This is a genomic window from Citrobacter sp. L55, assembly GCF_002850715.1.
Taxonomy (GTDB): domain Bacteria; phylum Pseudomonadota; class Gammaproteobacteria; order Enterobacterales; family Enterobacteriaceae; genus Citrobacter; species Citrobacter braakii.
This window is the reverse complement of sequence record NZ_KZ559400.1, coordinates 14,906-38,949: the sequence shown is the minus strand read 5'-3', so window position 1 is coordinate 38,949 and position 24,044 is coordinate 14,906. Positions and strand designations below refer to the sequence as shown.

The window sequence follows — 24,044 nt, the reverse complement described above, 5'->3', positions numbered from 1 at the left end:
CCCGGTTTTTTGACCGGGCTTTTTTTATCCCAAATCTTATTGATTTAAGTTGATTGCTTAATCTTTACTTAATATTTCTAGCGTACTCTGATAAAGAAAATCTGAATTGTTTTAACCTTCGTTGACACAATATTCAACAAAACGTTAAAACATTATTCTCTTATCAGGATGTACAACATCATGATTAAATATTAAGATAATACTGAGAGCATGAAATGAAAATCAGCATTTCTGGTACCGGATATGTTGGCCTGTCAAATGGTCTTCTTATCGCCCAACATCATCAGGTCATTGCTCTGGACATAGTTCCTTCCCGTGTCGAGATGCTAAATAATCGGATATCTCCGATAGTTGATCAAGAAATTGAACAGTATCTGCAATCAAACGATATAACATTTAGCGCTACCCTGGATAAGTACAAAGCTTATCAGAACGCAGAATTTGTCATTATTGCTACCCCAACAGATTACGATCCCAAAACTAATTATTTCGATACTAGCAGCGTCGAGTCAGTTATACAGGATGTTATTAAAATAAATCCAGATGCGGTAATGGTGATAAAATCGACGGTTCCTGTCGGTTTTACTCAATCGATGCGTCAAAAGTATAGCTCAGACAATATCATCTTTTCCCCAGAATTCCTGCGAGAGGGTAAAGCGCTATATGACAATTTGTACCCTTCACGCATTGTAATTGGTGAACGATCTTCCCGTGCTGAAACGTTTGCTGCACTGCTACAGGAAGGGGCTCTGAAGAAAGATATTCCGACCCTATTTACCGACTCAACCGAAGCCGAAGCTATCAAGCTCTTTGCAAATACCTATCTGGCGATGCGTGTTGCCTATTTTAACGAACTTGATAGCTATGCAGAAACCCTGGGGCTTAATGCTCGACAGATCATCGAAGGTGTTTGTCTGGACCCGCGTATTGGTAACCATTACAACAATCCCTCATTCGGTTACGGTGGATACTGTCTGCCAAAAGACACTAAGCAATTACTCGCCAACTATAAATCTGTACCCAATAATATTATTTCAGCAATCGTTGATGCTAACCGGACGCGGAAAGACTTTATTGCTGATGCAATTATTTCACGAAAGCCAAAGGTCGTCGGTATTTATCGATTGATTATGAAAAGTGGCTCAGATAATTTCCGGGCATCGTCTATCCAGGGTATTATGAAGCGTATTAAAGCGAAAGGTATCCCGGTCATAATCTATGAGCCTGTATTGCCAGATGATAGTTTTTTCAATTCGCGGGTTGAGCGTGATCTGGCTAAATTTAAAAGCGAGTCCGATGTTATAATCTCTAACCGGATGGCCGAAGAACTGTTGGATGTAGCCGATAAAGTCTATACCAGAGATTTATTCGGAAATGATTAAACGCTCAATTAAATAAAGATACCGGCATAGTGCCGGTATCTGTCTATTACTGATGTCTTTTGCGTAAATTCTCAATCACCGTCGTCAGGTCGAGGTCCTGATCCTGCAGCAGAACCAGCAGGTGATATATCAGATCAGAGGCTTCATTGGTCAGCTCAAAACGGTCGTTCACCGTCGCAGCCAGCGCGGTCTCTACGCCTTCTTCGCCTACCTTCTGGGCAATACGTTTAGTGCCGCTGGCATACAGCTTCGCAGTGTAGGAGCTTGCCGGGTCAGCGGTTTTACGTTCGGCCAGTAGTTGCTCCAGTTGATACAGGAACAGCCACTGGTGGCTGGCATCGCCAAAGCAGCTTGAGGTGCCTTTATGGCAGGTCGGGCCAATCGGGTTAACCAGCACCAGCAGGGTGTCGTTGTCGCAGTCGGGCGCGATGCTCACCACGTTCAGGAAGTGACCGGAGGTTTCACCCTTGGTCCACAGGCGCTGTTTGGTCCGCGAGAAAAAGGTCACTTTGCCGCTTTCAAGCGTTTTATCCAGTGCTTCCGGGTTCATATAACCCAGCATTAGTACCTCACCGGAAACCGCATGCTGCACGATGACTGGCATCAGTCCGTCGGTTTTTTCCCAGTCCAGCTCGCGGCATTGTTGCTTCGTTAACATTTCCTGATCTCCACGCCCTGTGTTGCCAGGTACGCTTTTAATTCGCCAATATTAATAATTTGCTTGTGAAAGACGGAGGCGGCAAGCGCGCCGTCAACGTCGGCGTCCCGGAATGCTTCAAGGAAGTGTTCCATGGTGCCCGCGCCGCCGGAGGCAATCAGCGGTACATGGCACACGTCGCGCACTTTTTTCAGTTGCTCCAGGTCATAACCGTTACGCACGCCGTCCTGGTTCATCATGTTCAGGACGATTTCGCCTGCGCCGCGTTTTTGTACTTCCTGCACCCAGTCCAGCGTTTCCCACTGTGTGACGCGGGTACGGCTTTCATCCCCGGTATATTGATTAACATGATATTTGCCGGTTTCGGCGTCATACCAGGTATCAATGCCTACCACGATACACTGCACGCCAAAGCGGTCAGCCAGACGAGTGATAAGCTCCGGTTCGGCCAGCGCCGGGGAGTTGATAGAGATTTTATCCGCCCCGAAGGAGAGGATGCGCGCCGCATCGTCGATGGATTTAATGCCACCGGCAACGCAGAACGGAATATCGATCACTTCCGCCACGCGAGATACCCAGCTTTTATCCACTACGCGGCCATCGCTGGAGGCGGTGATATCGTAGAACACCAGTTCATCTGCGCCTTCATCGGCATAGCGTTTTGCCAGCGGGACAATGTCGCCAATAATCTCGTGATTGCGAAACTGGACGCCTTTTACCACCTGCCCATCACGAACGTCCAGACAAGGAATTATGCGTTTTGCCAGCATTGAATGGCCTCCTCAACGGTGAACTTACCTTCCAGCAGGGCGCGTCCGACGATCACGCCGCGTACGCCGGTTCCACGCAGGGCTGCTACGTCCTCGATCCCGCCAATGCCGCCAGATGACTGGAATGCTACCTGCGGATATTTGGCGCACACTTCTTCATAAAGCGCGACGTTTGAGCCAGCCAGCGTACCGTCGCGGGAGATATCGGTGCACAGCACGTGCTTCAGGCCGACGGGTAAATAGGTCTCAACCAGTTCTTCCAGAGAAACCCCGGAATCTTCCTGCCAGCCGCTAACCGCTACCTGTTTATTACCGCGCTCGTCAATACGAACGTCCAGCGCCAGTACCAGCGCGTCGGCGCCAAAACGGGCAAACCAGCTCTTGACTACCTCGGGGGATTTTACTGCCGTCGAACCTACCACCACGCGCGCCACGCCTGCGTCAAGCAGCGCCGCAACGTCCGCTTCAGTACGCACGCCACCGCCAACCTGTACCGGAACATTGACACCTGCGACCAGCGTTTTAATCAGCGGGATCTGCCGCTGCGCCGGGTCTTTCGCGCCAGTTAAATCAACCAGGTGCAGTACTTTGGCACCCTGAGCTGCGTAATCCTGTAAACGGGGGAGAGGATCGTTGCCATAATCACGTTGCGTTGCGTAATCGCCCTGATGAAGACGCACCACCGTGCCGTCGATTAAATCTAATGCCGGAATAATCATTACATCTCCAGAAAGTTTTTCAGCAACTGCGCCCCAGCCGCGCCCGAGCGTTCAGGGTGAAACTGCACGCCAAAGAAATTGTCCTTTTGTACTGCCGCGGTAAATGGTTCGCCGTAATGGCACTGGGCGATAGTCCACGGGTTCACCGGCATAGCATAGCTGTGTACAAAGTAGAAATATGCGCCATCTTCAATGCCCTGGAACAGACGATTTCCCGCCTGCGGATAGACGCGATTCCAGCCCATATGCGGCAGCGGCAGACCGAAATCGGTCATCTTCGGAACGTCCTGCTCAATAATGCCCAGTAGAGAGACACCGTTACTCTCTTCGCTGCGGCGGCCAAGCAGTTGCATGCCTAAGCAGATCCCCAGTACCGGTTGCGTACAAGCTTTAATCAGTTCAATCAGTTCACGCTCGTGCAACTGGTCCATAGCCGCCTGGGCGGTACCTACGCCCGGCAGAAACAGTTTATCGGCACGCAGCACCACGTCCGGGTCACGGCTGACAACCGGGTCGTATCCATGGCGTGCGACGGCGGATTTCACCGAGTGCAGGTTGGCGCAGCCGGTATCAAGGATCACCACGTTCATTACAGCACTCCTTTCGAGGAGGGCAGCGTATCGCCTTCTACGCGAATAGCCTGACGCAGCGTACGACCAAAGGCTTTAAACAGGCTCTCCACACGGTGGTGGTCATTTTTCCCTTTGGTTTTCAGGTGCAAGGTGACACCCATGGTGTAAGAGAGTGAACGGAAGAAGTGTTCAATCATCTCTGTGCTCAGATCGCCAACGCGCTGGTAGGTAAACTCCGCGCGGTATTCCAGGTGCGGACGCCCCGAGATATCCAGCGCGCAACGTGCCAGGCACTCGTCCATCGGCAGCACAAAACCAAAACGGTTGATACCGCGTTTATCGCCTAATGCCAGCTTTAAGGCTTCACCCAGCGCCAGACCGGTATCTTCAACGGTGTGGTGATCGTCAATATACAGATCGCCTTTGACGGCAATCTCCATGCGGAAACCGCCGTGGGTGGCGATTTGATCCAGCATGTGGTCAAAGAAGCCAACGCCGGTATTGATTTTGCTACGGCCTTCGCGGTCCAGCCAGACTTTGACGTCAATCTGCGTCTCTTTGGTATTACGCTCAACGTGCGCGTAACGGTCTCGTTTGGTCAACTGCTCACCGATCATCGCCCAGTTCAGGGTGTCGCGGTGGTAGCGTAATCCGCTAATGCCCATGTTTTCTGCGAGCTGAATATCGGTCGCCCGATCACCAATGACGTAGCTGTTTGCCACATCCATGGCCTGTTCAACCAGATACTGCTCAACCAGTTTCACTTTTGGCTTACGGCAATCACACGCGTCCGCTGGCAGGTGCGGGCAGATCAGCACCTCATCAAATGCTACGCCCTGAGAGGTGAATATTTGCATCATCAGGTTATGCGGACCGTCAAAATCGGCCTGCGGGAAGCTCTGCGTACCGAGTCCATCCTGGTTAGTAATCATCACCAGCTTAAAGCCGGCTTTTTGCAGCTTCAGCAAAACGGGAACGACGTCCGGCTCGAAGGCGAGTTTGTCAAAGCGATCGACCTGAAAGTCACTTGGCGGTTCTGAAATCAGGGTTCCATCACGGTCAATAAAAAGATACTTCTGGCTCATACTTGCTCCGCACGTAAGGCGTCAATGACGCGCTGGCTCTCTTCGCGGGTTCCGACAGTAATTCGCAGGCAGCCGCTTAATGAAGGTTGTTTATTCTGATCTCGTAAGATAATGCCCTGATCCCACAAAGATTTAAATACGCTGCTTGATGCGGTGAAGCGCGCCAGAACATAGTTGGTTTCAGAGTCGAAAACCTGCTCTACACAGCGAATGGTTTTCAGGTTCTCCACCAGATACTGACGCTCTTGCAGGATCTGCTCTACGCGTTGGCGCATGGCGGAAATCCCTTGTGGCGTCAGCGCCTGGGCGGCAATATCCGCTACCGGGGTAGAAAGCGGGTAGGGAGCAATCACCTTTAACAGCAGATTGATAACCTCTTCATTCGCCAGCGTAAATCCGCAGCGTAAACCGGCGAGAGCAAACGCTTTGGACAGCGTGCGTAATACTGCCAGATGCGGATACTCAGACAGCCAGCCTGCCAGCGTAGCCTGCGGACAAAACTCAATATAGGCCTCATCAGCGACCACGATGGCTTTACCCTGCGTCATTTCGAGCAGTGAACGTAGGTCCTGCGGATTTATCAGCTGGCCGGTTGGGTTATTGGGGCTGCATACGTAGACCACTTTCACGCCATCAAGCTTGTCCGCGATGCCTTGTAAATCCAGCTGCCAGTTATCCAGGGTCGGGACGGTGCGGCATTCAACGCCAATCGTTTCGGCGCTGACGCTGTACATGCCGTAAGTCGGCGGACAGTAGAGAATGGCATCTTTACCGGGTTCGCAAAAAGCGCGCACCAGCAGTTCGATCCCTTCATCTGCACCGCGGCTGACCAGCACCTGCTCTGGTTTGACGCCAGCATACTGCGCGTAATTCTCAATTACGGTTTTCGGCTGACACTCTGGATAGCGGTTCAGCGTCTGCTGGCGTAGCTGGAACTCAACGGCGGTTGGGTACTCATTCGCGTTGAGCCAGACGTCCCCGTTACCGCCAAGACGACGGGCAGATGATAGGGCGTTAACTCGCGAACATTCTTACGGGCTAAATCAGTGACGCTGAGAAAGTTGTCAGTGCTCATGCTTGCTCCTTCAGGGCGTTAACGCGCAGGGTGACGGCATTTTTGTGGGCAGTCAGTCGTTCAGCCGCGGCCAGTGTTTCAATGGTGGAGGCCAGGGTAGAGAAACCTTGGGGAGTTAATTCCTGTACCGTCATCCGTTTCTGGAAATCAGCCAGCCCAAGGCTTGAGCAGGTTGCGGTATAGCCGTAGGTCGGAAGAACGTGGTTGGTGCCGGAAGCATAGTCGCCAGCCGACTCAGGAGACCAGTCACCCAGGAATACCGAACCAGCGCTGGTAATATCGTCAACCAGTTCACGCGCGTTACGGGTCTGAATAATCAGGTGCTCCGGGCCGTAGGCGTTAGAGATGGCCACGCATTGCTCAAGATCTCTGGCGACGATCAGTCGACTGGCGGCGAGCGCCTGACGTGCGGTGTCGGCGCGGGAAAGCTCGGCAAGCTGGCGTTCAACGGCTTTGGCCACGCCTTCGGCAAGCGTAGCGTCTGGTGTCAGCAGGATAACCTGCGAGTCGGGGCCGTGTTCGGCCTGAGAAAGCAGATCGGAAGCAACAAAGTCAGGCGTCGCGCCGCTGTCGGCGATAACCAGCACTTCAGACGGGCCCGCAGGCATGTCGATAGCCGCGCCGTCAAGACGTTGGCTGACCTGACGTTTGGCTTCGGTCACATACGCATTGCCTGGCCCGAAGATTTTATCGACCTTAGGAATAGATTCGGTACCCAGCGCCAGAGCGGCAATGGCCTGCGCGCCGCCCACGTTGAACACCTCTTTTACGCCACACAGTTGCGCGGCGTAGAGGATTTCATCGGCAATCGGCGGCGGTGAGCAGAGCACCACTTTTTTGCAGCCAGCGATACGCGCCGGGGTCGCCAGCATTAATACGGTCGAGAAGAGCGGTGCCGATCCCCCAGGAATATACAGCCCTACGGAGGCGATAGGGCGAGTAATCTGCTGGCAGCGCACGCCAGGCTGAGTTTCAATATCCACCGGCGGTAGAATTTGCGCGGTGTGGAACGTATCAATATTACGTACCGCCGCCCGCATGGCTTGTTTCAGCTCGTCGCTCAGGCGGCTACTGGCTTGCTGAATTTCTTCTTCGGTGACGCGCAGCGCGCCGACCTCGGTTTTGTCAAACTTTGCACTGTATTCACGCAGCGCCCGGTCGCCGTTATTTTTGACGTTCTCAAGAATCTCGGCCACCGTGCGGCTGATGCTTTCAGAGGCGGATATCGCCGGGCGCATCAGCAGTTCGCGCTGCTGCTCGGGGCTACAGCTATTCCAGTCGATCAGGGTATTGAAGCTCATGGCTATCACTCCATCATCTTCTCAATCGGCAGCACCAGAATTGAGCTGGCGCCGAGCGCTTTCAGTTTTTCCATCGTTTCCCAGAACAGGGTTTCGCTGCTGACCATGTGCATGGCTACGCGCTGCTGGTCACCCGCCAGTGGCAGAATGGTAGGGCGCTCAGCGCCTGGCAGCAGGGCGATGACTTCGTCCAGACGTTCGCTCGGTGCGTGCATCATGATGTATTTTGATTCACGTGCCTGAATAACCCCCTGAATACGGGTCAGCAGTTTGTCGATCAGTTGTTGCTTGGCTTCGGCCATTTCGCCGTCGCGCTGAATCAGGCAGGCTTTAGAGCGGTAAATCACTTCTACTTCACGCAGACCGTTGGCTTCAAGCGTGGCTCCGGTTGACACCAGATCGCAAATCGCATCAGCCAGACCTGCGCGGGGAGCGACTTCTACAGAGCCGTTTAACAGACAGGATTTAAACGACACCCCTTTTTGATCAAGATAACGTTTAAGCAGGTGTGGGTAAGAGGTAGCGATACGCTTACCGTTCAGCGCTGCCGGGCCATCCCAGGCTTCATCAACCGGGGTAGCCAGCGAAAGACGGCAGCCGCCGAAGTCCAGACGACGCAGGGTAAAATAGCGCGGATCTTCACCCTGGGCCCGGCGGTTGAGCAGTTCCTCTTCGAGAACGTTTTCCCCGATGATGCCGAGATCTACGACGCCGTCCATCACCAGACCCGGAATATCGTCATCACGCACGCGCAGAATATCGATCGGCATATTCTCAGCCATCGCGATCAGGCGCTGGGTGTGAAGATTAATTTTAATGCCGCAACGGGCCAGCAATTCGCGTGAATCATCGCTTAAACGACCTGATTTCTGCATAGCTATGCGTAAACGGGTGTTATCTAACATTCTTTATTCCTCGTTATCCTGTCTGAATCAGTTTGGGTCACGCACAAAAAAAAGCCCCCGGAAGAAATCTTCCGGGGGCTTTCTCATACGCTCATGCACCGCTGGAAGATTTAAATGTCTCCCAGCACACATCGCCTGAAAGACTAGTCAGGATGATGGTGATGATGGTGTTTGAATTGAGCGCGTGTCATAAATTTTCTCGATGAATGTTTATTCATTTGATGTCTTTTAACCTAAACCACTTTAGCTACGGAAAGCAAGGGCTTTTTTTGATCATTAATTCATTTCATATTGATACTATGAATTGTCAGCCACTGTGGGCTAGCGTAGCCTTGCGTTATAGGCCAAAAGTCAGGAGAGAAGGCATGAAAAAGGTCGCAATTGTCGGTTTGGGTTGGTTAGGCATGCCGTTAGCTATGTCGCTGGCGGCGAGAGGCTGGCAGGTTACCGGCAGCAAAACCACATTGGATGGGGTGGAAGCGGCCCGCATGAGTGGTATAGAGAGCTACTCGCTGCGCCTGGAGCCTGAACTGGTCTGTGAGACAGACGATCTCGACGCACTGATGGACGCCGACGCGCTGGTTATTACGCTACCTGCGCGCCGTAGCGGTCCGGGGGAGACATTTTACCTGCAGGCTATGCAGCAGCTGGTCGACAGTGCGCTGGCGTACCGTATCCCGCGGATTATTTTTACCAGTTCGACGTCGGTCTATGGCGATGCACAAGGCATCGTGAAAGAAGGGACTCCGCGTAACCCGGTCACGGCAAGTGGTCGCGTTTTGAAAGAACTTGAAGACTGGTTGCACAATTTACCCGGCACTTCGGTGGATATTTTGCGCCTGGCCGGACTTGTCGGCCCGGGAAGACATCCCGGTCGTTTTTTCGCTGGCAAGACAGCGCCAGATGGACACCATGGCGTCAATCTGGTGCATCTGGATGATGTGGTTGCCGCCATCTCTTTGCTGCTGCAAGCGCCAAAAGGGGGACACATCTATAATATATGTGCGCCTATGCATCCGGCGCGCAATGTGTTCTATCCACAGATGGCCCGCCAGTTGGGGATGGAGCCGCCGGAATTTCGTGGCAATGAGGATAACGGTAAAGGTAAAGTCATTGATGGCAACCGTATTTGTAACGAGCTTGGGTTTGAGTACCAGTATCCTGACCCGCTGGTGATGCCGATGGAGTGACAGACCAGCAGAGTGCCGCTGATACCGCCAGGGGGCGAGTATGAAACCACTGCTGGACGTTCTTATCATCCTCGATGCGTTGGAAAAAGAGGGCAGTTTCGCTGCGGCGTCGGCAAAATTGTTTAAGACGCCGTCTGCGCTTAGCTACACCGTCCATAAGCTGGAAAGCGATCTTAATATTCAGCTACTCGATCGCAGCGGACATCGGGCTAAGTTTACCCGTACCGGACAGATGCTGCTGGAAAAGGGGCGGGAGGTGTTGCACACCGTCCGCGAACTCGAAAAGCAGGCGATTAAACTTCATGAAGGTTGGGAGAATGAACTGGTTATTGGCGTAGATGATACGTTTCCCTTTTCGCTGCTGGCCCCACTCATCGAATCTTTCTATCAACACCACAGTGTGACGCGCCTGAAATTTATCAATGGCGTGCTGGGCGGCTCCTGGGATGCCCTCACTCAGGGGCGGGCGGATATTATTGTCGGCGCCACGCATGAGCCGCCTGCCGCGAGCGAATTTGGCTTTGCGCAGCTAGGAGTTCTGGAGCAGGTGTTTGTGGTTGCGTCGCATCATCCGCTGGCGCAGGAACAGGAGCCGTTGAATCGTCGCACTATTCGGCGTTTTCGCGCGATTGTGGTGGGCGACAATGCACAGCATGCTAACGTCTCCGGCTCTCAGGTGCTTGACGATCAGGAAGCCATCACCGTTTTTGACTTCAAAACCAAGCTGGAACTGCAAATCAGTGGTCTGGGATGCGGCTATATTCCGCGCTATCTGGCGCAGCGATTTCTGGAGAGCGGCGCTCTGATTGAGAAAAAGGTAGTCGCACAAATTATCTTTGAACCCGTGTGGATAGGTTGGAATGAACAGACTGCCGGGTTGGCCAGTGCCTGGTGGCGGGATGAGATTTTAGCAAATAGTGCTATTGCGGGGGTGTACGTTAAAACGGCTGCTGATAAATCAATCAGTTAAGAAAAAATATTCTTTTGTAGTAGCTTCAATCTCTTGTTATTTCTCTCCAAATTAGTGCAAAATACGCCGCTTGCAAAAAATGACATTAACCGACGTTTTAATACGCGTCGGTTATTTTTTTGCATCAAACCAATCATTCATAAAAGAGGCCGGGCTTCGTACCGGATAGATACTTACTTAAAAATCGACAGTTGTTGTCGCTGAGGATTAACAAAAAATGGGGCAATTTTTTGCTTACGCGACGGTTTTCGCCGTAATGGGGGATAACCATGTCGCATAACGCTACTCCAAACACCTCTCGCGTGGAATTACGTAAAACGCTTACGCTGGTTCCGGTTGTCATGATGGGCCTTGCCTATATGCAGCCGATGACGCTGTTCGATACATTCGGTATCGTATCAGGAATGACCGATGGTCACGTCCCGACAGCTTACGCCTTTGCACTGATCGCCATCCTCTTTACCGCACTGAGCTACGGTAAACTGGTGCGTCGCTATCCGTCTGCAGGCTCTGCCTACACTTACGCCCAGAAATCCATTAGCCCGACCGTTGGCTTTATGGTGGGTTGGTCGTCACTGCTGGACTACCTGTTCGCACCGATGATCAACATTCTGTTGGCGAAAATTTATTTTGAAGCTCTGGTGCCGTCGATACCGTCATGGATATTCGTGGTGGCGCTGGTGGCCTTTATGACCGCCTTTAACCTGCGCAGCCTGAAATCTGTTGCGAATTTCAACACCGTAATCGTGTTGTTGCAGGTGGTGCTGATTGCAGTGATCCTCGGCATGGTCGTTTATGGCGTGTTCGAAGGGGAAGGTGCCGGTACGCTGGCGAGCAGCCGTCCGTTCTGGTCAGGTGATGCGCATGTGATCCCGATGATCACGGGAGCGACTATTCTGTGCTTCTCGTTCACCGGTTTTGACGGTATCAGCAACCTGTCTGAAGAAACCAAAGACGCTGAACGTGTGATCCCGCGGGCGATTTTCCTGACCGCGCTGATTGGTGGCCTGATCTTTATCGTCTCCACCTATCTGTTGCAGCTGTACTTCCCGGATATCTCACGCTTCAAGGATCCGGACGCTTCGCAGCCGGAAATCATGCTGTATGTCGCTGGTAAGTTCTTCCAGGTCGGCGCGCTGATTTTCTCTACCATTACCGTACTGGCGTCAGGTATGGCGGCGCATGCAGGCGTAGCGCGTCTGATGTATGTGATGGGGCGTGACGGTGTGTTCCCGAAAAGTTTCTTCGGTTATGTCCACCCGAAATGGCGTACTCCGTCCATGAACATCATTCTGGTTGGTGCGATTGCTCTGCTGGCAATTAACTTCGACCTGGTGATGGCGACGGCGCTGATTAACTTCGGTGCGCTGGTGGCGTTTACCTTCGTTAACCTGTCGGTGATCTCCCAGTTCTGGATCCGTGAGAAGCGTAACAAGACGCTGAAAGACCACTTCCAGTATCTGTTCCTGCCAATGTGCGGTGCGCTGACCGTTGGTGCGCTGTGGGTGAACCTGGAAGAGAGCTCAATGGTTCTGGGTCTGATCTGGGCCGCTATTGGTCTGATTTACCTGGCTTGCGTGACCAAAAGCTTCCGTAACCCGGTGCCGCAGTACGACGAAGATATCGCGTAATAACTGTATTTAGATAAAAAAAACCGGAGACATGTTCTCCGGTTTTTTTATACGTGGGAGTTATACAATCTCTTGCGCATACTGCCAGAGTGACTTCAGCAGCATCAGTTTCTCTTTGTTATCTGCATATTGCTGGCTCAGCATCTGCAATTCATTGGCGTAATTTTGCAAAAACTCCGGCGTGAATATTTGACGACGATGGTCCAGCCAGCGCTGCTGTTCGGCTTCATCCAGCGTTCCGGGGAAGTTACGTGCGCGGTAGTTAAACAGCAGCTTTTCAATGCGCTTATCGACAAAGGAGATATCCAGCGCCGGTAAATTGCGCGGCTCAGTTTCCAGAACGATTTTCATCGCGGCACGATCGGCATCGCTGAAAAAACCATTGTACAACTGTGCGTCTACGTTATCTGATGGCATAAAGGGTTCCGCATCGGCGAAGATGGCCACCACTTTGTCGCGAACCTGCGGGTTTTCGCGCAGTATTTTGAGATTATCCAGACAATGCTGGCGGTTAATGCCAAGGCGATCGGCATCTTCCGGGCGCAAGGTATTCGCCTGTGCCAGTACCGGGCATTTGTTGATGTGCACCAGTTTAACCGGCACGGCTGGGTTATCTCCCAGATCAGCTTTAGCAGTGTAGAGCCGCTCACGCAGCGCGTCGCTGTCCAGTTCGAGCAGCGGTGAAATATCACCGGCTAAGTCGACCATAATCACCGCGTTGCGATTCTCAGGATGCCAGGCTAAAGGCGCCACCCAACTGGTGTTGCCGCGCCATGCGCCGAACATCCCCGAAACATGGACCAGCGGCTTCATTTGCGGGACATCAATCAGTGCGGCCAGCTTGTGCTTATTGCGATGGCTGTAGAGATAATCAAACAGGCGCGGCTGGCGCGACTTCACTAATTGCGCCATGGCAATTGTGGCGTATACATCGGCCATCGCATCGTGGGCATTGGCATGTTCAATACCGTTGGCTTTGGTCAAATGCTCCAGGCGAAAGCTGGGTAAGCCGTCGTCGTTTTCCGGCCAGTTAATTCCTTCAGGACGCAAGGCATAGCAGGCGCGCATCACATCCAGCAGATCCCAGCGTGAATTATCGTTCTGCCAGCTCCAGGCGTAGGGATCGTAGAAATTGCGATACAGGATGTTGCGCGTCACTTCATCATCGAAGCGCACGTTGTTATAGCCCAGGATACAGGTTTTCGGCACGGTGAACAGGGCGTGGATGCGCGCAGCAAAGGCGGCTTCATTTTCTCCTTTTTCACGCGCTTCCTGCGGTGTGATACCGGTTATCAGCACCGCCTCAGGCTGCGGCAGATAGTCGTCTGCGGGTTTGCAATAAAAGACTTCAGGTTCACCGATGATGTTGAAATCGCTATCTGTGCGGATAGCCGCAAATTGCGCGGGTCTGTCCAGCGCCGGATGGGTACCAAAGGTCTCGTAATCGTGAAAGAGAAAACCAGGTTGCTGCTTGCCGTCATTCATTGTTCAGTTATGTCCGGGATCAATTTAGCGCTCGTCCAAGAATACCAAAAAATAGCGAGGTAATCAGCAAAGCGATTATCAATGCTGAATGATGTACGCAATAAAATTGAGATGAACAGGCTTTAATAGAATTGATTAATAAATTTTGTACTGTTAAGGGAAGTTACTGGAATAAATTTTCTGAAATCTATGAGCTGATAAATAATATAAATGAGAACCATTATTGTTATTTAGTGCTGATTTGTTGTGTTCTGGAAACTTTAAAATTCTTTTATAAACAATGGGTTTTTATTTTGGTGGTTAGCTGCTCTATATTCTAATGAAATGTGAGTGAGGTTAAAAATTAATAATTTAAACACCATATAATAATTGGATATATCTAATAACAGGAGGTTATATGAGCATTAGTCGGCGTAATTTTTTGCGAGGAGTGGGTATCGGTTGCTCGGCCTGCGCGATAGGCAGTTTTCCGCCTGGCGCACTGGCGCGAAATTCTCCAGAGAGCATTAAGGGGAAAACATCCCTGACGCCAAGCTTGTGCGAAATGTGTTCTTATCGTTGCCCAATACAGGCACAGGTAATTAATAACAAGACGGTTTTTATTCAGGGGAACCCTAATGCGCCTCAACAAGGCACGCGTGTCTGCGCGCGCGGAGGCAGTGGTGTTAGCCTGGTCAACGACCCGCACCGTATTGTCAAACCCATGAAACGCACAGGGCCTCGCGGCAGCGGAGAATGGCAGGTTATTAGTTGGGAACAGGCTTACAAAGAAATTGCTGAAAAAATGACGGCAATAAAAGCGCAGCATGGTCCTCAGGGGGTCGTATTCTCTTCCAAATCTGGTTCGCTTTCGGGTCATTTATTTCAGCTGGCAACGGCATTTGGATCGCCAAACACCTTTACGCATGCGTCGACATGCCCTGCCGGAAAATCGATTGCCGCCAAAGTGATGATGGGCGGCGATTTGGCTATGGATATCGCCAATACCCGTTATATGGTCTCTTTTGGCCACAATCTCTATGAAGGTATTGAGGTTGCCGAAACGCATGAACTGATGACCGCGCAGGAAAAGGGCGCAAAAATGGTCAGCTTCGATCCCCGTTTGTCAGTTTTCTCCAGCAAGGCGGATGAATGGCATGCGCTCAAGCCGGGCGGCGACTTGCCGGTGTTAATGGCCATGTGTCACGTCATGATTAATGAACATCTGTATGACGCGGACTTCGTAGCGCGCTACACCACAGGGTTTGACCAACTGGCCGAAGCGGTACAAGAGACCACGCCGGAATGGGCGCAAAATCAAGCTGACGTGCCTGCTGATGTTATTGTTCGGGTCACCCGCGAAATGGCCGCCTGTGCGCCTCATGCTATCGTCAGCCCTGGCCATCGCGCGACGTTTTCGCAAGAAGAAATTGATATGCGGCGTATGATTTTCACCCTCAATGCGCTGCTGGGAAATATTGAGCGTGAAGGCGGCTTGTACCAGAAAAAAGCCGCGGCAACCTACAATAAGCTGGCCGGAGAGAAGGTCGCTCCGGTGCTGGCAAAACCTGATGCCAAATTGCCCAAGCCAACGGCGCAGCGCATCGATTTGGTTGCCCCACAATTCAAGTACATCGCGGCGGGCGGCGGCGTGGTGCAAAGCATCATCGATGCCGTGTTAAACCAGACGCCGTATCCGGTGAAGGGATGGATTATGTCCCGCCACAATCCTTTCCAAACCGTGACCTGTCGGCCTGATCTGGTCAAAACCGTCGAACAACTCGATCTGGTGGTCAGTTGCGATGTCTATTTAAGCGAAAGCGCGGCATATGCCGATTATCTGTTACCCGAATGCACCTACCTTGAACGTGATGAAGAAGTCTCTGACATGTCGGGCCTGAATCCGGCCTATGCCCTGCGCCAGCAGGTTGTAGAGCCGATTGGGGATGCGCGTCCGAGCTGGCAAATCTGGAAAGAGCTGGCCGTGCAGTTAGGCCTTGGGCAGTTCTACCCCTGGCAGGATATGCAGACACGGCAGCTGTACCAGCTTAATGGCGATCATGCGCTTTCCGCTGAACTGCGTCAGAAAGGATATCGGGAGTGGGGGATTCCGCTGCTGCTGCGGGAACCTGAAGCAGTGCGTCAGTTTGTGGCGCGTTATCCGGGCGCGGTGGCGGTTGACGGCGACGGTACCTATGGCGAGCAACTGCGCTTTAAATCCCCGTCTGGAAAAATTGAACTCTACTCTGAAGAGCTGGAAGCACTTTTGCCTGGCTACGGTATTCCGCGCGCCCGCAATTTTGCCCTCAAAGGCGACAATGAACTCTATTTTATTCAGGGAAAAGTTGCGGTGCATACCAACGGCGCGACGCAATATGTACCACTGCTGAGTGAGCTGATGTGGGATAACGCGGTGTGGATCCACCCGCAAACGGCCCGTGAAAAAGGCATCAAAAACGGCGATGAGATTTGGCTGGAAAATGCGACCGGTAAGGAAAAAGGCAAAGCGCTGGTTACTGCCGGAATACGACCCGATACGCTGTTCGTTTATATGGGATTTGGCGCCAAGGCGGGAGCTAAAACCGCGGCGACGACGCACGGTATTCACTGCGGTAATTTGCTTCCGCATGTTACCAGTCCGGTTTCCGGTACGGTGGTGCACACCGCTGGCGTCACGCTTCGTCGGGCATGAGAAAGGAGAACATCATGAATCAATCAACAAACCCTTATGTCATGCTGCATGACGAGAAACGCTGTATTGGCTGTCAGGCGTGTACGGTTGCCTGCAAGGTACTGAATGACGTGCCGGAGGGATTTAGTCGCCTACAAGTGCAGATCCGTTCACCCGAACATGAACCCGAAGTGCTGTCCCACTTCCAGTTTGTTCGCGTTTCCTGTCAGCATTGTGAAGATGCGCCGTGCGTCAGCGTCTGTCCTACTGGCGCTTCATTTCGTGACGAAAATGGCATTGTGCAAGTGGATAAGTCTCGCTGTATTGGTTGTGACTACTGTGTTGCCGCTTGCCCGTTCCATGTCCGCTACCTCAACCCACAAACGGGGATTGCCGACAAATGTAACTTCTGCGCCGATACTCGCCTGGAGGTCGGACAATCGCCAGCCTGCGTTTCCGTTTGTCCGACGGATGCGCTGAAATTTGGTCGTCGCGATGACCCGGAAATTCAGCACTGGATTAATCAAAAAGAGGTTTATCGCCAGCAGGATACGCGTAGCGGCCCGGTAAGTGTCTATCGGCGTAAAGAGATCCATCAGGAGGGTAATGTATGAATTCTATCTGGGGAGCAGAGCTTAACTATGCGCCGGACTACTGGCCGCTGTGGCTCATTTATGCAGGCGTCGTTATTGTGCTGATGATTGCGGGCCTGGTCACGCACGCGCTGTTACGTCGGATGCTGGCGCCCAAAACGGCAACCGGGGAAGAGCATCGGGACTACCTCTATTCGCTGGCGGTCCGCCGCTGGCACTGGGGTAATGCGCTGCTCTTTATCCTGCTTCTGCTGAGCGGCCTGTTTGGCCACTTTTCTGTCGGACCGGTGGCCTTAATGGTGCAGGTACATACCTGGTGTGGCTTCGCATTGCTGGCCTTCTGGATTGGCTTTGTGTTAATAAACGCAACCAGCGGCAACGGCTGCCATTATCGCGTGAAATTTAGCGGGTTGATATCACGCTGCCTGCTGCAAACACGCTTTTATCTGTATGGCATTATGAAAGGTGAGCCGCACCCGTTTGCCGCAACGGCAGAGGACAAATTTAACCCGCTGCAACAGCTGGCCTACCTGGCCATCATGTACGCACTGGTTCCACTACTGATCATCACCGGGTTGCTATGTCTCTACCCGCAGGTGGTAGGGGCGGGGCCGGTGATGCTGGTGCTGCATATGGCGTTAGCGATTGTGGGCTTACTGTTCATCTGCGCGCATATTTACCTGTGCACGCTGGGTGACACGCCAGGGCAAATTTTTCGCAGTATGATCGATGGTTATCACCGCCATCGCAGTCATCACGCAGAGACCGTGCCGCGTAAAGGGTAGTTCCGGCGAGATTTGTCTCTGAAACCCTTTCCTGATAGCAAGAAAATGTGCCTTATGTCACATTTTCTTGCAATTTATCCATGTTTGTTCGACAGAACTTCCGTAAAAAGAACGGCTATTTCTCCCTTTCCTGAGGACATGCTGTTGAAACGCCGTTTGTTTATTGCCGCTTCACTATTAACGATGAGTTTTTCGCCCGCCTGGGCGAGCGATGCCGTGAGCTTCGCCCCACAACCTCCTGCGATTACTGCCGGGGCATGGGTGTTAATGGATTACACCACGGGCCAAATCCTGACAGCCGGTAATGAACACCAGCAGCGCAATCCTGCCAGCCTGACGAAACTGATGACTGGCTATGTTGTCGATCGCGCAATTGACAGCAAGCGTATTAGTCCGACAGATATTGTGACCGTCGGGCGCGATGCATGGGCAAAAGATAATCCGGTATTTGTCGGTTCATCCTTGATGTTCCTGAAAGAAGGGGATCGCGTTTCGGTACGCGACCTCAGCCGTGGGTTAATTGTTGATTCCGGTAATGATGCCTGCGTGGCACTGGCGGATTACATCGCCGGAGGGCAGCCGCAGTTTGTCGCGATGATGAACAACTATGCGCAAAAACTGAACCTGCAGGACACCCATTTTGAAACGGTACATGGTCTGGATGCGCCGGGTCAGCATAGCTCCGCGTACGACCTGGCCGTGCTGTCCCGCGCTATCATCCACGGGGAACCGGATTTCTACCATATGTACAGTGAGAAAAGCCTTACCTGGAACGGCATCACACAGCAAAACCGTAACGGTTTGTTGTGGGATAAAACCATGAACGTAGATGGCCTGAAGACAGGGCATACGTCCGGTGCCGGGTTTAACCTGATTGCTTCCGCCGTCGATGGTCAGCGCCGCCTGATTGCGGTGGTGATGGGCGCGGAGAGTGCGAAAGGGCGCGAAGATCAGGCGCGTAAACTGCTGCAATGGGGGCAACACAACTTCGATACAGTGCAGGTTTTGCGTAGCGGTAAGCAGGTTGGCACTGAACGCATCTGGTATGGCGATAAAGAAAAAATCAGCCTCGGAACCGAGCAGGATTTCTGGATGGCCCTGCCTAAAGCAGAAGTCCCTAACATCAAAGCAAAATATGTCCTTGATAAGAAAGAGCTGGTTGCTCCCATCGCTGCGCATCAACGTGTGGGGGAAATTGAACTCTACGATCGGGATAAGTTGGTGGCACATTGGCCTCTGGTTACGCTGGAATCCATCGGCGAAGGCAGCGTTTTCTCGCGCCTGAGCGATTATTTCCACCACAAGGCGTAGTTTTTCCTGATGCGTCTGACTGGCAAGAGTGCGAATCTGCTCACATAATAATCACTATTTCCTTGTGGCCGACATAGCCAGAAATTACACTGTATATAAATACAGTGTAACAGTGGAGGTTGTATGGAGTACGAGATAAAGCTGGTCGAAAAACGCATGATTGCCGGTTTCCATATGGTTGGACCGTGGGAACAAACGGTGAAGCAGGGGTTTGAGCAATTAATGAAGTGGGTCGACGGTAAACAGATTGTGCCGTTGGAATGGATTGCTGTTTATTACGACAACCCTGATGTTGTTCCTGCGGAAAAATTGCGCTGTGATACCGTGGTTTCTGTGCCTGAAGGTTTTGAAATCCCAGAAAACAGCGAAGGGGTGATCCTCACCGAACTGGCGGGTGGCGACTATGCTGTCGCCGTTGCGCGCGTTGAGAATCACGATTTTGCGACGCCTTGGTATCAGTTCTTCGAGCGCCTGATGCAGGATACGACTTATGCGATAGCCGCTAAACCCTGCTTTGAGGTTTATATGAACAATGGCATGGAGGACGGTTACTGGGACATTGAAATGTACGTGCCAGTGCAGACGAAGTAACTGTTTGGGGTGTAAATCAGGATGATCTTTTCACGCTAAAAACAGGTACAATTCGCTTCTTTGCTATTCCCTGACGGAGTGCATGAGTGCGTGCAGACAAATCGCTGAGTCCTTTTGAAATTCGTTTGTATCGTCATTATCGTGTGGTGCATGGTATTCGCATTGCGCTGGCGTTTCTCCTTACTTTTCTGTTGGTACGCCTGTTAAACATTCCCGAAGGTACATGGCCTCTGATCACGCTGGTGGTGATTATGGGGCCAATATCTTTTTGGGGTAACGTTGTTCCCAGGGCCTTTGAACGTATAGGCGGCACGATCCTGGGCTCGGTCCTGGGACTGGTTGCCCTGCGTCTGGAACTCTTCTCGCTGCCGTTAATGCTGATATGGTGCGCGGTAGCGATGTTTCTCTGCGGCTGGCTGGCGCTGGGTAAAAGGCCGTATCAGGCGCTGCTGATTGGCATAACGCTTGCCGTGGTCGTGGGTGCGCCTGCCGGAGATATGAATACCGCGTTATGGCGCGGCGGTGATGTTATTCTGGGGTCGTTACTGGCGATGCTGTTTACCGGCATCTGGCCGCAGCGGGCATTTATACACTGGCGTATCCAACTGGCGCATTGCGTAACGGGGTACAATCGGGTGTATCAGGCCGCGCTATCCCCCAATCTGCTCGAGCAACCGCGGCTGGAGAAGCATTTACAACAACTGTTGAGCGACGTTGTCAAAATGCGTGGGCTCATTGCTCCTGCCAGCAAGGAAACCCGCATTCAAAAATCGATCTTTGAGGCTATTCAGACGGTGAATCGCAATCTGGTCTGCATGCTCGAGCTGCAAATTAATGCGCTGTGGGCCAGCCGTACCAGCCACTTTGTCATGTTGAATGCGCATACGCTGCGTGAAACTCAGCTCAGGACCCAGCAGGCACTACTGACAATAACCCACGCCTTGTATGAAGGTAATCCGCAGCCAGTGCTTGCCAATACGGAAAAGCTCAATGACACCGTGGCAGAGCTGCGTCAGCTTATTGCTGAGCATAAAGGCGATAATGTCGCAGAAACGCCCATTCACGGCTACGTTTGGTTGAACATGGAGATGGCTCGACAGCTGGAGTTACTCTCACATTTAATCTGTCGCGCACTGCGCAAATAAAGAGCAGATGAGGGGATTGGTTCTACTGCTGCTTCGATTCAGCAAAGATTAGAGGTATGATACTGAAAAAGGCTAAAACCATTGGTAACTGCAATGGCTTTACCCTCGATAACTCAGGTTTCAACCATGCATTGTCGATGCAGATGCAACTTGAAGTATGGCGGGCATGAAAGTAATGTTGACCCACTTTAGCCGTTGTTTTAACGAATCCGAATCTCACATTATCAGGGGTGTAAAAATGGAAACTACCAAGCCTTCTTTCCAGGACGTGCTGGAATTTGTTCGTCTGTTCCGTCGTAAAAACAAACTGCAACGTGAAATCCAGGACGTTGAGAAAAAGATCCGTGACAACCAGAAACGCGTTCTGCTGTTGGACAACCTGAGCGACTACATCAAGCCTGGTATGAGCGTGGAAGCGATTCAGGGCATCATTGCCAGCATGAAAAGCGATTATGAAGATCGTGTTGATGACTACATCATCAAAAACGCCGAGATCTCTAAAGAACGCCGCGATATCTCTAAAAAGCTTAAAGCCATGGGCGAAGTGAAAAACGGCGAAGCGAAAGCCGAGTAACGATTTTATGCTTGTCCGGGTCGCTGCCGTGCGGCGACCCTTATTGCAGTTCGACCCCGCCCGTTACCATGCGTAACAAATGCTGTTCTGGCCAGTGAATCGTAAGTTTTTTCTGCGTCAGCATCCATTTAATGTAATCCACATCATGACGATTTCTGTCCAGCATCAGTCCGACTACGCTGCCGCTGTGCGCGACGTTGACGCCGTATAAATCACATTCTTCCACCAGTGCTAATAGTGAATCAAAATCCGGTTTTGGTAACAGCAATTGGCTGGCGATTGCGCTAAGCGTAGCCGCTTCTCCCAACCGGTAAGGATTTTGGCTAATACAGGCTTCCTGTACTTTTTCCCATGCCCGTTGGAGGGCCGCAGCTCCCGCCTGCAAGCCGGAATGACGTGGAATACGGTGATAATCCGCGGTACGCAATGTTTCAGGGCTTTCGAGAACCAGCAGATCGAGTTGAGGCTGAGCTTCACAACCAATTTGCGTGGAAGCGTTGTTATGATCGAAAAGGGTTAGCTTACGAAAAACGGTGCTGTCGGTTGGCTCCAGAGAAACGCAAAGCTGTGCCAGTGTTGGCTCGTCCAGTTGATGACCCAGATAATGCGCTGCGGCGATGGCCGTGGCGGCAATATCCGCAGTGCTGCTGGCCATTCCTTTCGCGATGGGAATGGTTGACTGAACATCTATCCGGATATCCTGACTGAGAAGCGCCGGGTACTGCCAGTGCTGTAATAACCTGTCAACCATTGCCCGAGAAAGTGGACGTTCATCTGTCAGCGGTGAGCCTGAAGTGACCTCAACGGTGCTATACCATTCGACCGGGCAGGAGACCAGCTTCTCACTGCCCAGAATCCAGCCCTGGATAAGTTCTCCGCACGATGCGGGACATTGCGCAACAGCCACGTCTTCACCTTTGTGTTCAGCAATCCTCGGCGCATAGTGTCATGGCGATCGCGCTATTACCATGATTTGCCGCAATTTGCGGTGCGGCAATATCAGGCGGGAATGCCCAATGTCACAGTTTCTGATATCGCTAAACGCATAACGTCCTGGGCTATCATCAGCTCTTCATTGGTATTAATCACCGCCACTTTAACCACCGCATTTTCCGTTTGAATAAAGGTGGCGTTACGCTGATTTTTTTCTTCATCAACGGCCAGACCTAAGAAATTCAGGTTGTGGCAAATCGCGGCGCGAGCACGCGCTGAATTTTCACCAATTCCCCCGGTAAACACCAGCGCATCCAGACCGCCCATCTGCATAATATAGCTGCCAATAGTGGCGCGAATCCGCTCGGCAAAAAGCGTCAATGCCAGTGCTGCCTGGTGATTGCCCGTATCTGCGGCATGTTCAACATCCCGGTAGTCGGGTGAAACACCAGAAACTCCGAGTAATCCGGACTCATTGTTGAGCAATTGGTTGAGCTGCTGCGGGGTTTTGCCTTCACGCAGGGCAATCCACGGCAGAATGGATGGATCAATATCGCCACTTCGCGTGCCCATCATTACGCCAGACTGCGGCGTAAAACCCATGGAGGTATTCACCGAATGTCCGCCTTTGATAGCGCAGATGCTGCTGCCGTTGCCCAGATGACAACAAACAACCCGCAGGGCGCTGAGCGGCACGCCCAGCTTTTCAGCAAGTTGAGCGCTGACATACTTGTGGCTGGTACCATGAAAACCATAACGACGAATACCCAGCTCTGAATAGTAGCGCCAGGGCAGGGGATAGATGAAAGAAGGCTCATCAAGGGTCTGATGAAAAGCCGTGTCAAAAACCGCAACGGCCGGCGTTTTCGGCAGTAGCTGGCGAAATATCGCAATCCCCAACGCATTAACCGGGTTATGAAGCGGTGCCAGTTCCGCAAGGCGTTCGATTTCCGCCAGTGTTTCATCGGTTACTCGTGCGGAATCTTTGAAGGATTCTCCACCGTGTGCGACGCGATGGCCAACGCCGTCGATCTCTTCCAGACTGCTGATAATATTGTGGCTGAGCAGTTTTTCCAGTAGCAGCGTTACTGCTTCACGGTGATCGGCTACGGGCAAAGTCTCCTGCCATTTTTGCGCTGGTGTTTTTAGGGTGACCTGCGCATCAGACATACCGATACGCTCGATCAGTCCCTGGCAAATCATTTCACCCTGCGGCATCGCCAGAAGCTGAAACTTAAGCGAGGAACTACCTGCATTAATGGCCATTATTTTGTGAGACATGAAGGTTCCTTTGCATTCAGAAAAATGAACATCTCATCGACCCCGGTATTCTCCAGCGCGCTGGTGACAAATACTTTTTGCGCGCCAGCCTGAACTAGCCAACTCTCCACGAGAAAAATACGCTGCGGGCTGGCTAAATCGGCTTTGGTGACGAGGCCGATAACGGGTCGGTTCATCGGGCCAGTAAAACCTGGAGAAAAAGGTGACCACGGCGCGTCAGCATTGAGAACCAGCGCGATGATGTCTGCTTCACAGGCGCTGGCCAGCAGCGCGCTGTACAGGCAGCGGTTTTCGAGATATTCACCCGGTGTGTCTATCGTTGTGGGAGACCAGACAATGGCCTGGGTCTTCTGATAGTGAAGCGCCTCTCCCCGCATGCACTGCGTGAGTGACGTTTTACCGCACTGGCTGGGGCCAATTAGCATTATGCGTTTCATG

23 protein-coding genes, 2 pseudogenes and 1 other annotated feature are annotated in these 24,044 nt (G+C 52.1%); of the genes and pseudogenes, 12 read left to right on the top strand and 13 right to left on the bottom strand.

The window, feature by feature from the left end; translation table 11 throughout:
• Positions 1-215 precede the first annotated feature (215 nt).
• A complete protein-coding gene (gene ugd, locus B9P82_RS04715; protein ID WP_101700025.1) occupies positions 216-1,382 on the top strand; it encodes a UDP-glucose 6-dehydrogenase in 1,167 nt (388 codons plus the stop codon).
• 46 nt (positions 1,383-1,428) lie between these two features.
• On the opposite strand, the gene hisIE is transcribed toward ugd, so the two are convergent.
• The 9 genes and pseudogenes from hisIE to hisL form a co-directional block, all read right to left on the bottom strand.
• Positions 1,429-2,040 (bottom strand): bifunctional phosphoribosyl-AMP cyclohydrolase/phosphoribosyl-ATP diphosphatase HisIE, encoded by a 612-nt coding sequence (hisIE, locus tag B9P82_RS04710; RefSeq protein ID WP_048215980.1) that lies wholly within the window; start codon positions 2,038-2,040, stop codon positions 1,429-1,431.
• Entirely contained in the window at positions 2,034-2,810 is a 777-nt protein-coding gene (hisF, locus tag B9P82_RS04705) for an imidazole glycerol phosphate synthase subunit HisF (RefSeq protein ID WP_101700024.1), read from the bottom strand. The genes hisIE and hisF overlap by 7 nt, the downstream gene beginning before the upstream one ends.
• Positions 2,792-3,529 (bottom strand): 1-(5-phosphoribosyl)-5-[(5-phosphoribosylamino)methylideneamino]imidazole-4-carboxamide isomerase, encoded by a 738-nt coding sequence (gene hisA / locus B9P82_RS04700; RefSeq protein ID WP_101700023.1) that lies wholly within the window; start codon positions 3,527-3,529, stop codon positions 2,792-2,794. The genes hisF and hisA overlap by 19 nt, the downstream gene beginning before the upstream one ends.
• Positions 3,529-4,119: an imidazole glycerol phosphate synthase subunit HisH gene (hisH, locus tag B9P82_RS04695; RefSeq protein ID WP_003030129.1), complete on the bottom strand. Its 591-nt coding sequence runs from the start codon at positions 4,117-4,119 to the stop codon at positions 3,529-3,531. Before hisH ends, hisA begins: the two co-directional genes overlap by 1 nt.
• Positions 4,119-5,186, bottom strand: coding sequence for a bifunctional histidinol-phosphatase/imidazoleglycerol-phosphate dehydratase HisB (hisB, locus tag B9P82_RS04690; protein ID WP_016153556.1), 1,068 nt, complete (start codon positions 5,184-5,186; stop codon positions 4,119-4,121). The genes hisH and hisB overlap by 1 nt, the downstream gene beginning before the upstream one ends.
• Positions 5,183-6,261, bottom strand: a pseudogene (gene hisC, locus B9P82_RS04685) (histidinol-phosphate transaminase). Before hisC ends, hisB begins: the two are co-directional and overlap by 4 nt.
• Positions 6,258-7,562: a histidinol dehydrogenase gene (gene hisD / locus B9P82_RS04680; RefSeq protein ID WP_075848375.1), complete on the bottom strand. Its 1,305-nt coding sequence runs from the start codon at positions 7,560-7,562 to the stop codon at positions 6,258-6,260. The pseudogene hisC and the gene hisD overlap by 4 nt, the downstream one beginning before the upstream one ends.
• 5 nt (positions 7,563-7,567) lie before the next feature.
• Positions 7,568-8,467 carry an ATP phosphoribosyltransferase gene (gene hisG, locus B9P82_RS04675; protein ID WP_003834191.1) on the bottom strand — a complete coding sequence of 300 codons (900 nt, stop codon included), beginning with the start codon at positions 8,465-8,467 and terminating at the stop codon, positions 7,568-7,570.
• A gap of 45 nt (positions 8,468-8,512) precedes the next feature.
• Positions 8,513-8,635, bottom strand: a sequence feature (His leader region).
• Entirely contained in the window at positions 8,611-8,658 is a 48-nt protein-coding gene (gene hisL / locus B9P82_RS04670) for a his operon leader peptide (RefSeq protein WP_100250077.1), read from the bottom strand. (Overlaps the previous feature by 25 nt.)
• A gap of 174 nt (positions 8,659-8,832) precedes the next feature.
• Between hisL and B9P82_RS04665 the strand changes: the two genes are divergently transcribed.
• From B9P82_RS04665 to plaP, 4 genes and pseudogenes are all read left to right on the top strand, one after another.
• Complete coding sequence (locus tag B9P82_RS04665) at positions 8,833-9,657, top strand: SDR family oxidoreductase (protein ID WP_046275334.1); 825 nt, start codon at positions 8,833-8,835, stop codon at positions 9,655-9,657.
• 40 nt (positions 9,658-9,697) lie between these two features.
• A pseudogene (locus tag B9P82_RS04660) lies at positions 9,698-10,682 on the top strand (LysR substrate-binding domain-containing protein).
• A gap of 162 nt (positions 10,683-10,844) precedes the next feature.
• A complete protein-coding gene (gene yoeI, locus B9P82_RS29370) occupies positions 10,845-10,907 on the top strand; it encodes a membrane protein YoeI (RefSeq protein WP_099045591.1) in 63 nt (20 codons plus the stop codon).
• Complete coding sequence (plaP, locus tag B9P82_RS04650) at positions 10,897-12,258, top strand: putrescine/proton symporter PlaP (RefSeq protein WP_016153551.1); 1,362 nt, start codon at positions 10,897-10,899, stop codon at positions 12,256-12,258. Before yoeI ends, plaP begins: the two co-directional genes overlap by 11 nt.
• A 60-nt stretch (positions 12,259-12,318) precedes the next feature.
• On the opposite strand, the gene sbcB is transcribed toward plaP, so the two are convergent.
• Entirely contained in the window at positions 12,319-13,743 is a 1,425-nt protein-coding gene (sbcB, locus tag B9P82_RS04645) for an exodeoxyribonuclease I (RefSeq protein WP_101700022.1), read from the bottom strand.
• Positions 13,744-14,140: 397 nt separating this feature from the next.
• Between sbcB and phsA the strand changes: the two genes are divergently transcribed.
• From phsA to B9P82_RS04610, 7 genes are all read left to right on the top strand, one after another.
• On the top strand, positions 14,141-16,414 hold the full coding sequence (phsA, locus tag B9P82_RS04640; protein ID WP_101700021.1) for a thiosulfate reductase PhsA: 2,274 nt from the start codon (positions 14,141-14,143) through the stop codon (positions 16,412-16,414).
• Positions 16,415-16,428: 14 nt separating this feature from the next.
• Complete coding sequence (phsB, locus tag B9P82_RS04635) at positions 16,429-17,007, top strand: thiosulfate reductase electron transport protein PhsB (RefSeq protein ID WP_016153548.1); 579 nt, start codon at positions 16,429-16,431, stop codon at positions 17,005-17,007.
• Entirely contained in the window at positions 17,004-17,771 is a 768-nt protein-coding gene (phsC, locus tag B9P82_RS04630; protein ID WP_101700020.1) for a thiosulfate reductase cytochrome B subunit, read from the top strand. The genes phsB and phsC overlap by 4 nt, the downstream gene beginning before the upstream one ends.
• Before the next feature lie 138 nt (positions 17,772-17,909).
• Positions 17,910-19,082: a serine-type D-Ala-D-Ala carboxypeptidase DacD gene (gene dacD, locus B9P82_RS04625; RefSeq protein WP_101700019.1), complete on the top strand. Its 1,173-nt coding sequence runs from the start codon at positions 17,910-17,912 to the stop codon at positions 19,080-19,082.
• Positions 19,083-19,205: 123 nt separating this feature from the next.
• Positions 19,206-19,673, top strand: coding sequence for a DNA gyrase inhibitor SbmC (sbmC, locus tag B9P82_RS04620; RefSeq protein ID WP_075848383.1), 468 nt, complete (start codon positions 19,206-19,208; stop codon positions 19,671-19,673).
• Between the two features lie 86 nt (positions 19,674-19,759).
• Positions 19,760-20,818, top strand: a complete 1,059-nt coding sequence (locus tag B9P82_RS04615) for an FUSC family protein (protein WP_016156885.1) — start codon at positions 19,760-19,762, stop codon at positions 20,816-20,818.
• 238 nt (positions 20,819-21,056) lie between these two features.
• The gene (locus B9P82_RS04610; protein ID WP_003834176.1) at positions 21,057-21,392 is read left to right on the top strand and encodes a DUF496 family protein; all 336 of its coding nucleotides are present in this window, start codon (positions 21,057-21,059) and stop codon (positions 21,390-21,392) included.
• 40 nt (positions 21,393-21,432) lie between these two features.
• On the opposite strand, the gene B9P82_RS04605 is transcribed toward B9P82_RS04610, so the two are convergent.
• The 3 genes from B9P82_RS04605 to pduV form a co-directional block, all read right to left on the bottom strand.
• Complete coding sequence (locus B9P82_RS04605) at positions 21,433-22,299, bottom strand: GHMP family kinase ATP-binding protein (protein ID WP_101700018.1); 867 nt, start codon at positions 22,297-22,299, stop codon at positions 21,433-21,435.
• Between the two features lie 92 nt (positions 22,300-22,391).
• On the bottom strand, positions 22,392-23,606 hold the full coding sequence (locus B9P82_RS04600; protein WP_101700017.1) for an acetate/propionate family kinase: 1,215 nt from the start codon (positions 23,604-23,606) through the stop codon (positions 22,392-22,394).
• Positions 23,591-24,043 carry a propanediol utilization protein PduV gene (gene pduV / locus B9P82_RS04595; RefSeq protein WP_101700016.1) on the bottom strand — a complete coding sequence of 151 codons (453 nt, stop codon included), beginning with the start codon at positions 24,041-24,043 and terminating at the stop codon, positions 23,591-23,593. The genes B9P82_RS04600 and pduV overlap by 16 nt, the downstream gene beginning before the upstream one ends.
• Between the last annotated feature and the right edge of the window lies 1 nt (position 24,044).

Excerpts from the sequence above, each read along its gene's own strand:
- hisG (WP_003834191.1), bottom strand. The coding sequence starts at position 8,467 with ATGTTAGATAACACCCGTTTACGCATAGCTATGCAGAAATCAGGTCGT.
- phsA (WP_101700021.1), top strand. The coding sequence starts at position 14,141 with ATGAGCATTAGTCGGCGTAATTTTTTGCGAGGAGTGGGTATCGGTTGC.
- hisB (WP_016153556.1), bottom strand. The coding sequence starts at position 5,186 with ATGAGCCAGAAGTATCTTTTTATTGACCGTGATGGAACCCTGATTTCA.
- hisH (WP_003030129.1), bottom strand. The coding sequence starts at position 4,119 with ATGAACGTGGTGATCCTTGATACCGGCTGCGCCAACCTGCACTCGGTG.
- plaP (WP_016153551.1), top strand. The coding sequence starts at position 10,897 with ATGTCGCATAACGCTACTCCAAACACCTCTCGCGTGGAATTACGTAAA.
- hisIE (WP_048215980.1), bottom strand. The coding sequence starts at position 2,040 with ATGTTAACGAAGCAACAATGCCGCGAGCTGGACTGGGAAAAAACCGAC.
- phsB (WP_016153548.1), top strand. The coding sequence starts at position 16,429 with ATGAATCAATCAACAAACCCTTATGTCATGCTGCATGACGAGAAACGC.
- sbmC (WP_075848383.1), top strand. The coding sequence starts at position 19,206 with ATGGAGTACGAGATAAAGCTGGTCGAAAAACGCATGATTGCCGGTTTC.
- B9P82_RS04600 (WP_101700017.1), bottom strand. The coding sequence starts at position 23,606 with ATGTCTCACAAAATAATGGCCATTAATGCAGGTAGTTCCTCGCTTAAG.
- hisF (WP_101700024.1), bottom strand. The coding sequence starts at position 2,810 with ATGCTGGCAAAACGCATAATTCCTTGTCTGGACGTTCGTGATGGGCAG.
- hisD (WP_075848375.1), bottom strand. The coding sequence starts at position 7,562 with ATGAGCTTCAATACCCTGATCGACTGGAATAGCTGTAGCCCCGAGCAG.
- hisA (WP_101700023.1), bottom strand. The coding sequence starts at position 3,529 with ATGATTATTCCGGCATTAGATTTAATCGACGGCACGGTGGTGCGTCTT.
- ugd (WP_101700025.1), top strand. The coding sequence starts at position 216 with ATGAAAATCAGCATTTCTGGTACCGGATATGTTGGCCTGTCAAATGGT.
- phsC (WP_101700020.1), top strand. The coding sequence starts at position 17,004 with ATGAATTCTATCTGGGGAGCAGAGCTTAACTATGCGCCGGACTACTGG.
- sbcB (WP_101700022.1), bottom strand. The coding sequence starts at position 13,743 with ATGAATGACGGCAAGCAGCAACCTGGTTTTCTCTTTCACGATTACGAG.
- B9P82_RS04665 (WP_046275334.1), top strand. The coding sequence starts at position 8,833 with ATGAAAAAGGTCGCAATTGTCGGTTTGGGTTGGTTAGGCATGCCGTTA.
- dacD (WP_101700019.1), top strand. The coding sequence starts at position 17,910 with ATGCTGTTGAAACGCCGTTTGTTTATTGCCGCTTCACTATTAACGATG.
- pduV (WP_101700016.1), bottom strand. The coding sequence starts at position 24,043 with ATGAAACGCATAATGCTAATTGGCCCCAGCCAGTGCGGTAAAACGTCA.
- B9P82_RS04610 (WP_003834176.1), top strand. The coding sequence starts at position 21,057 with ATGGAAACTACCAAGCCTTCTTTCCAGGACGTGCTGGAATTTGTTCGT.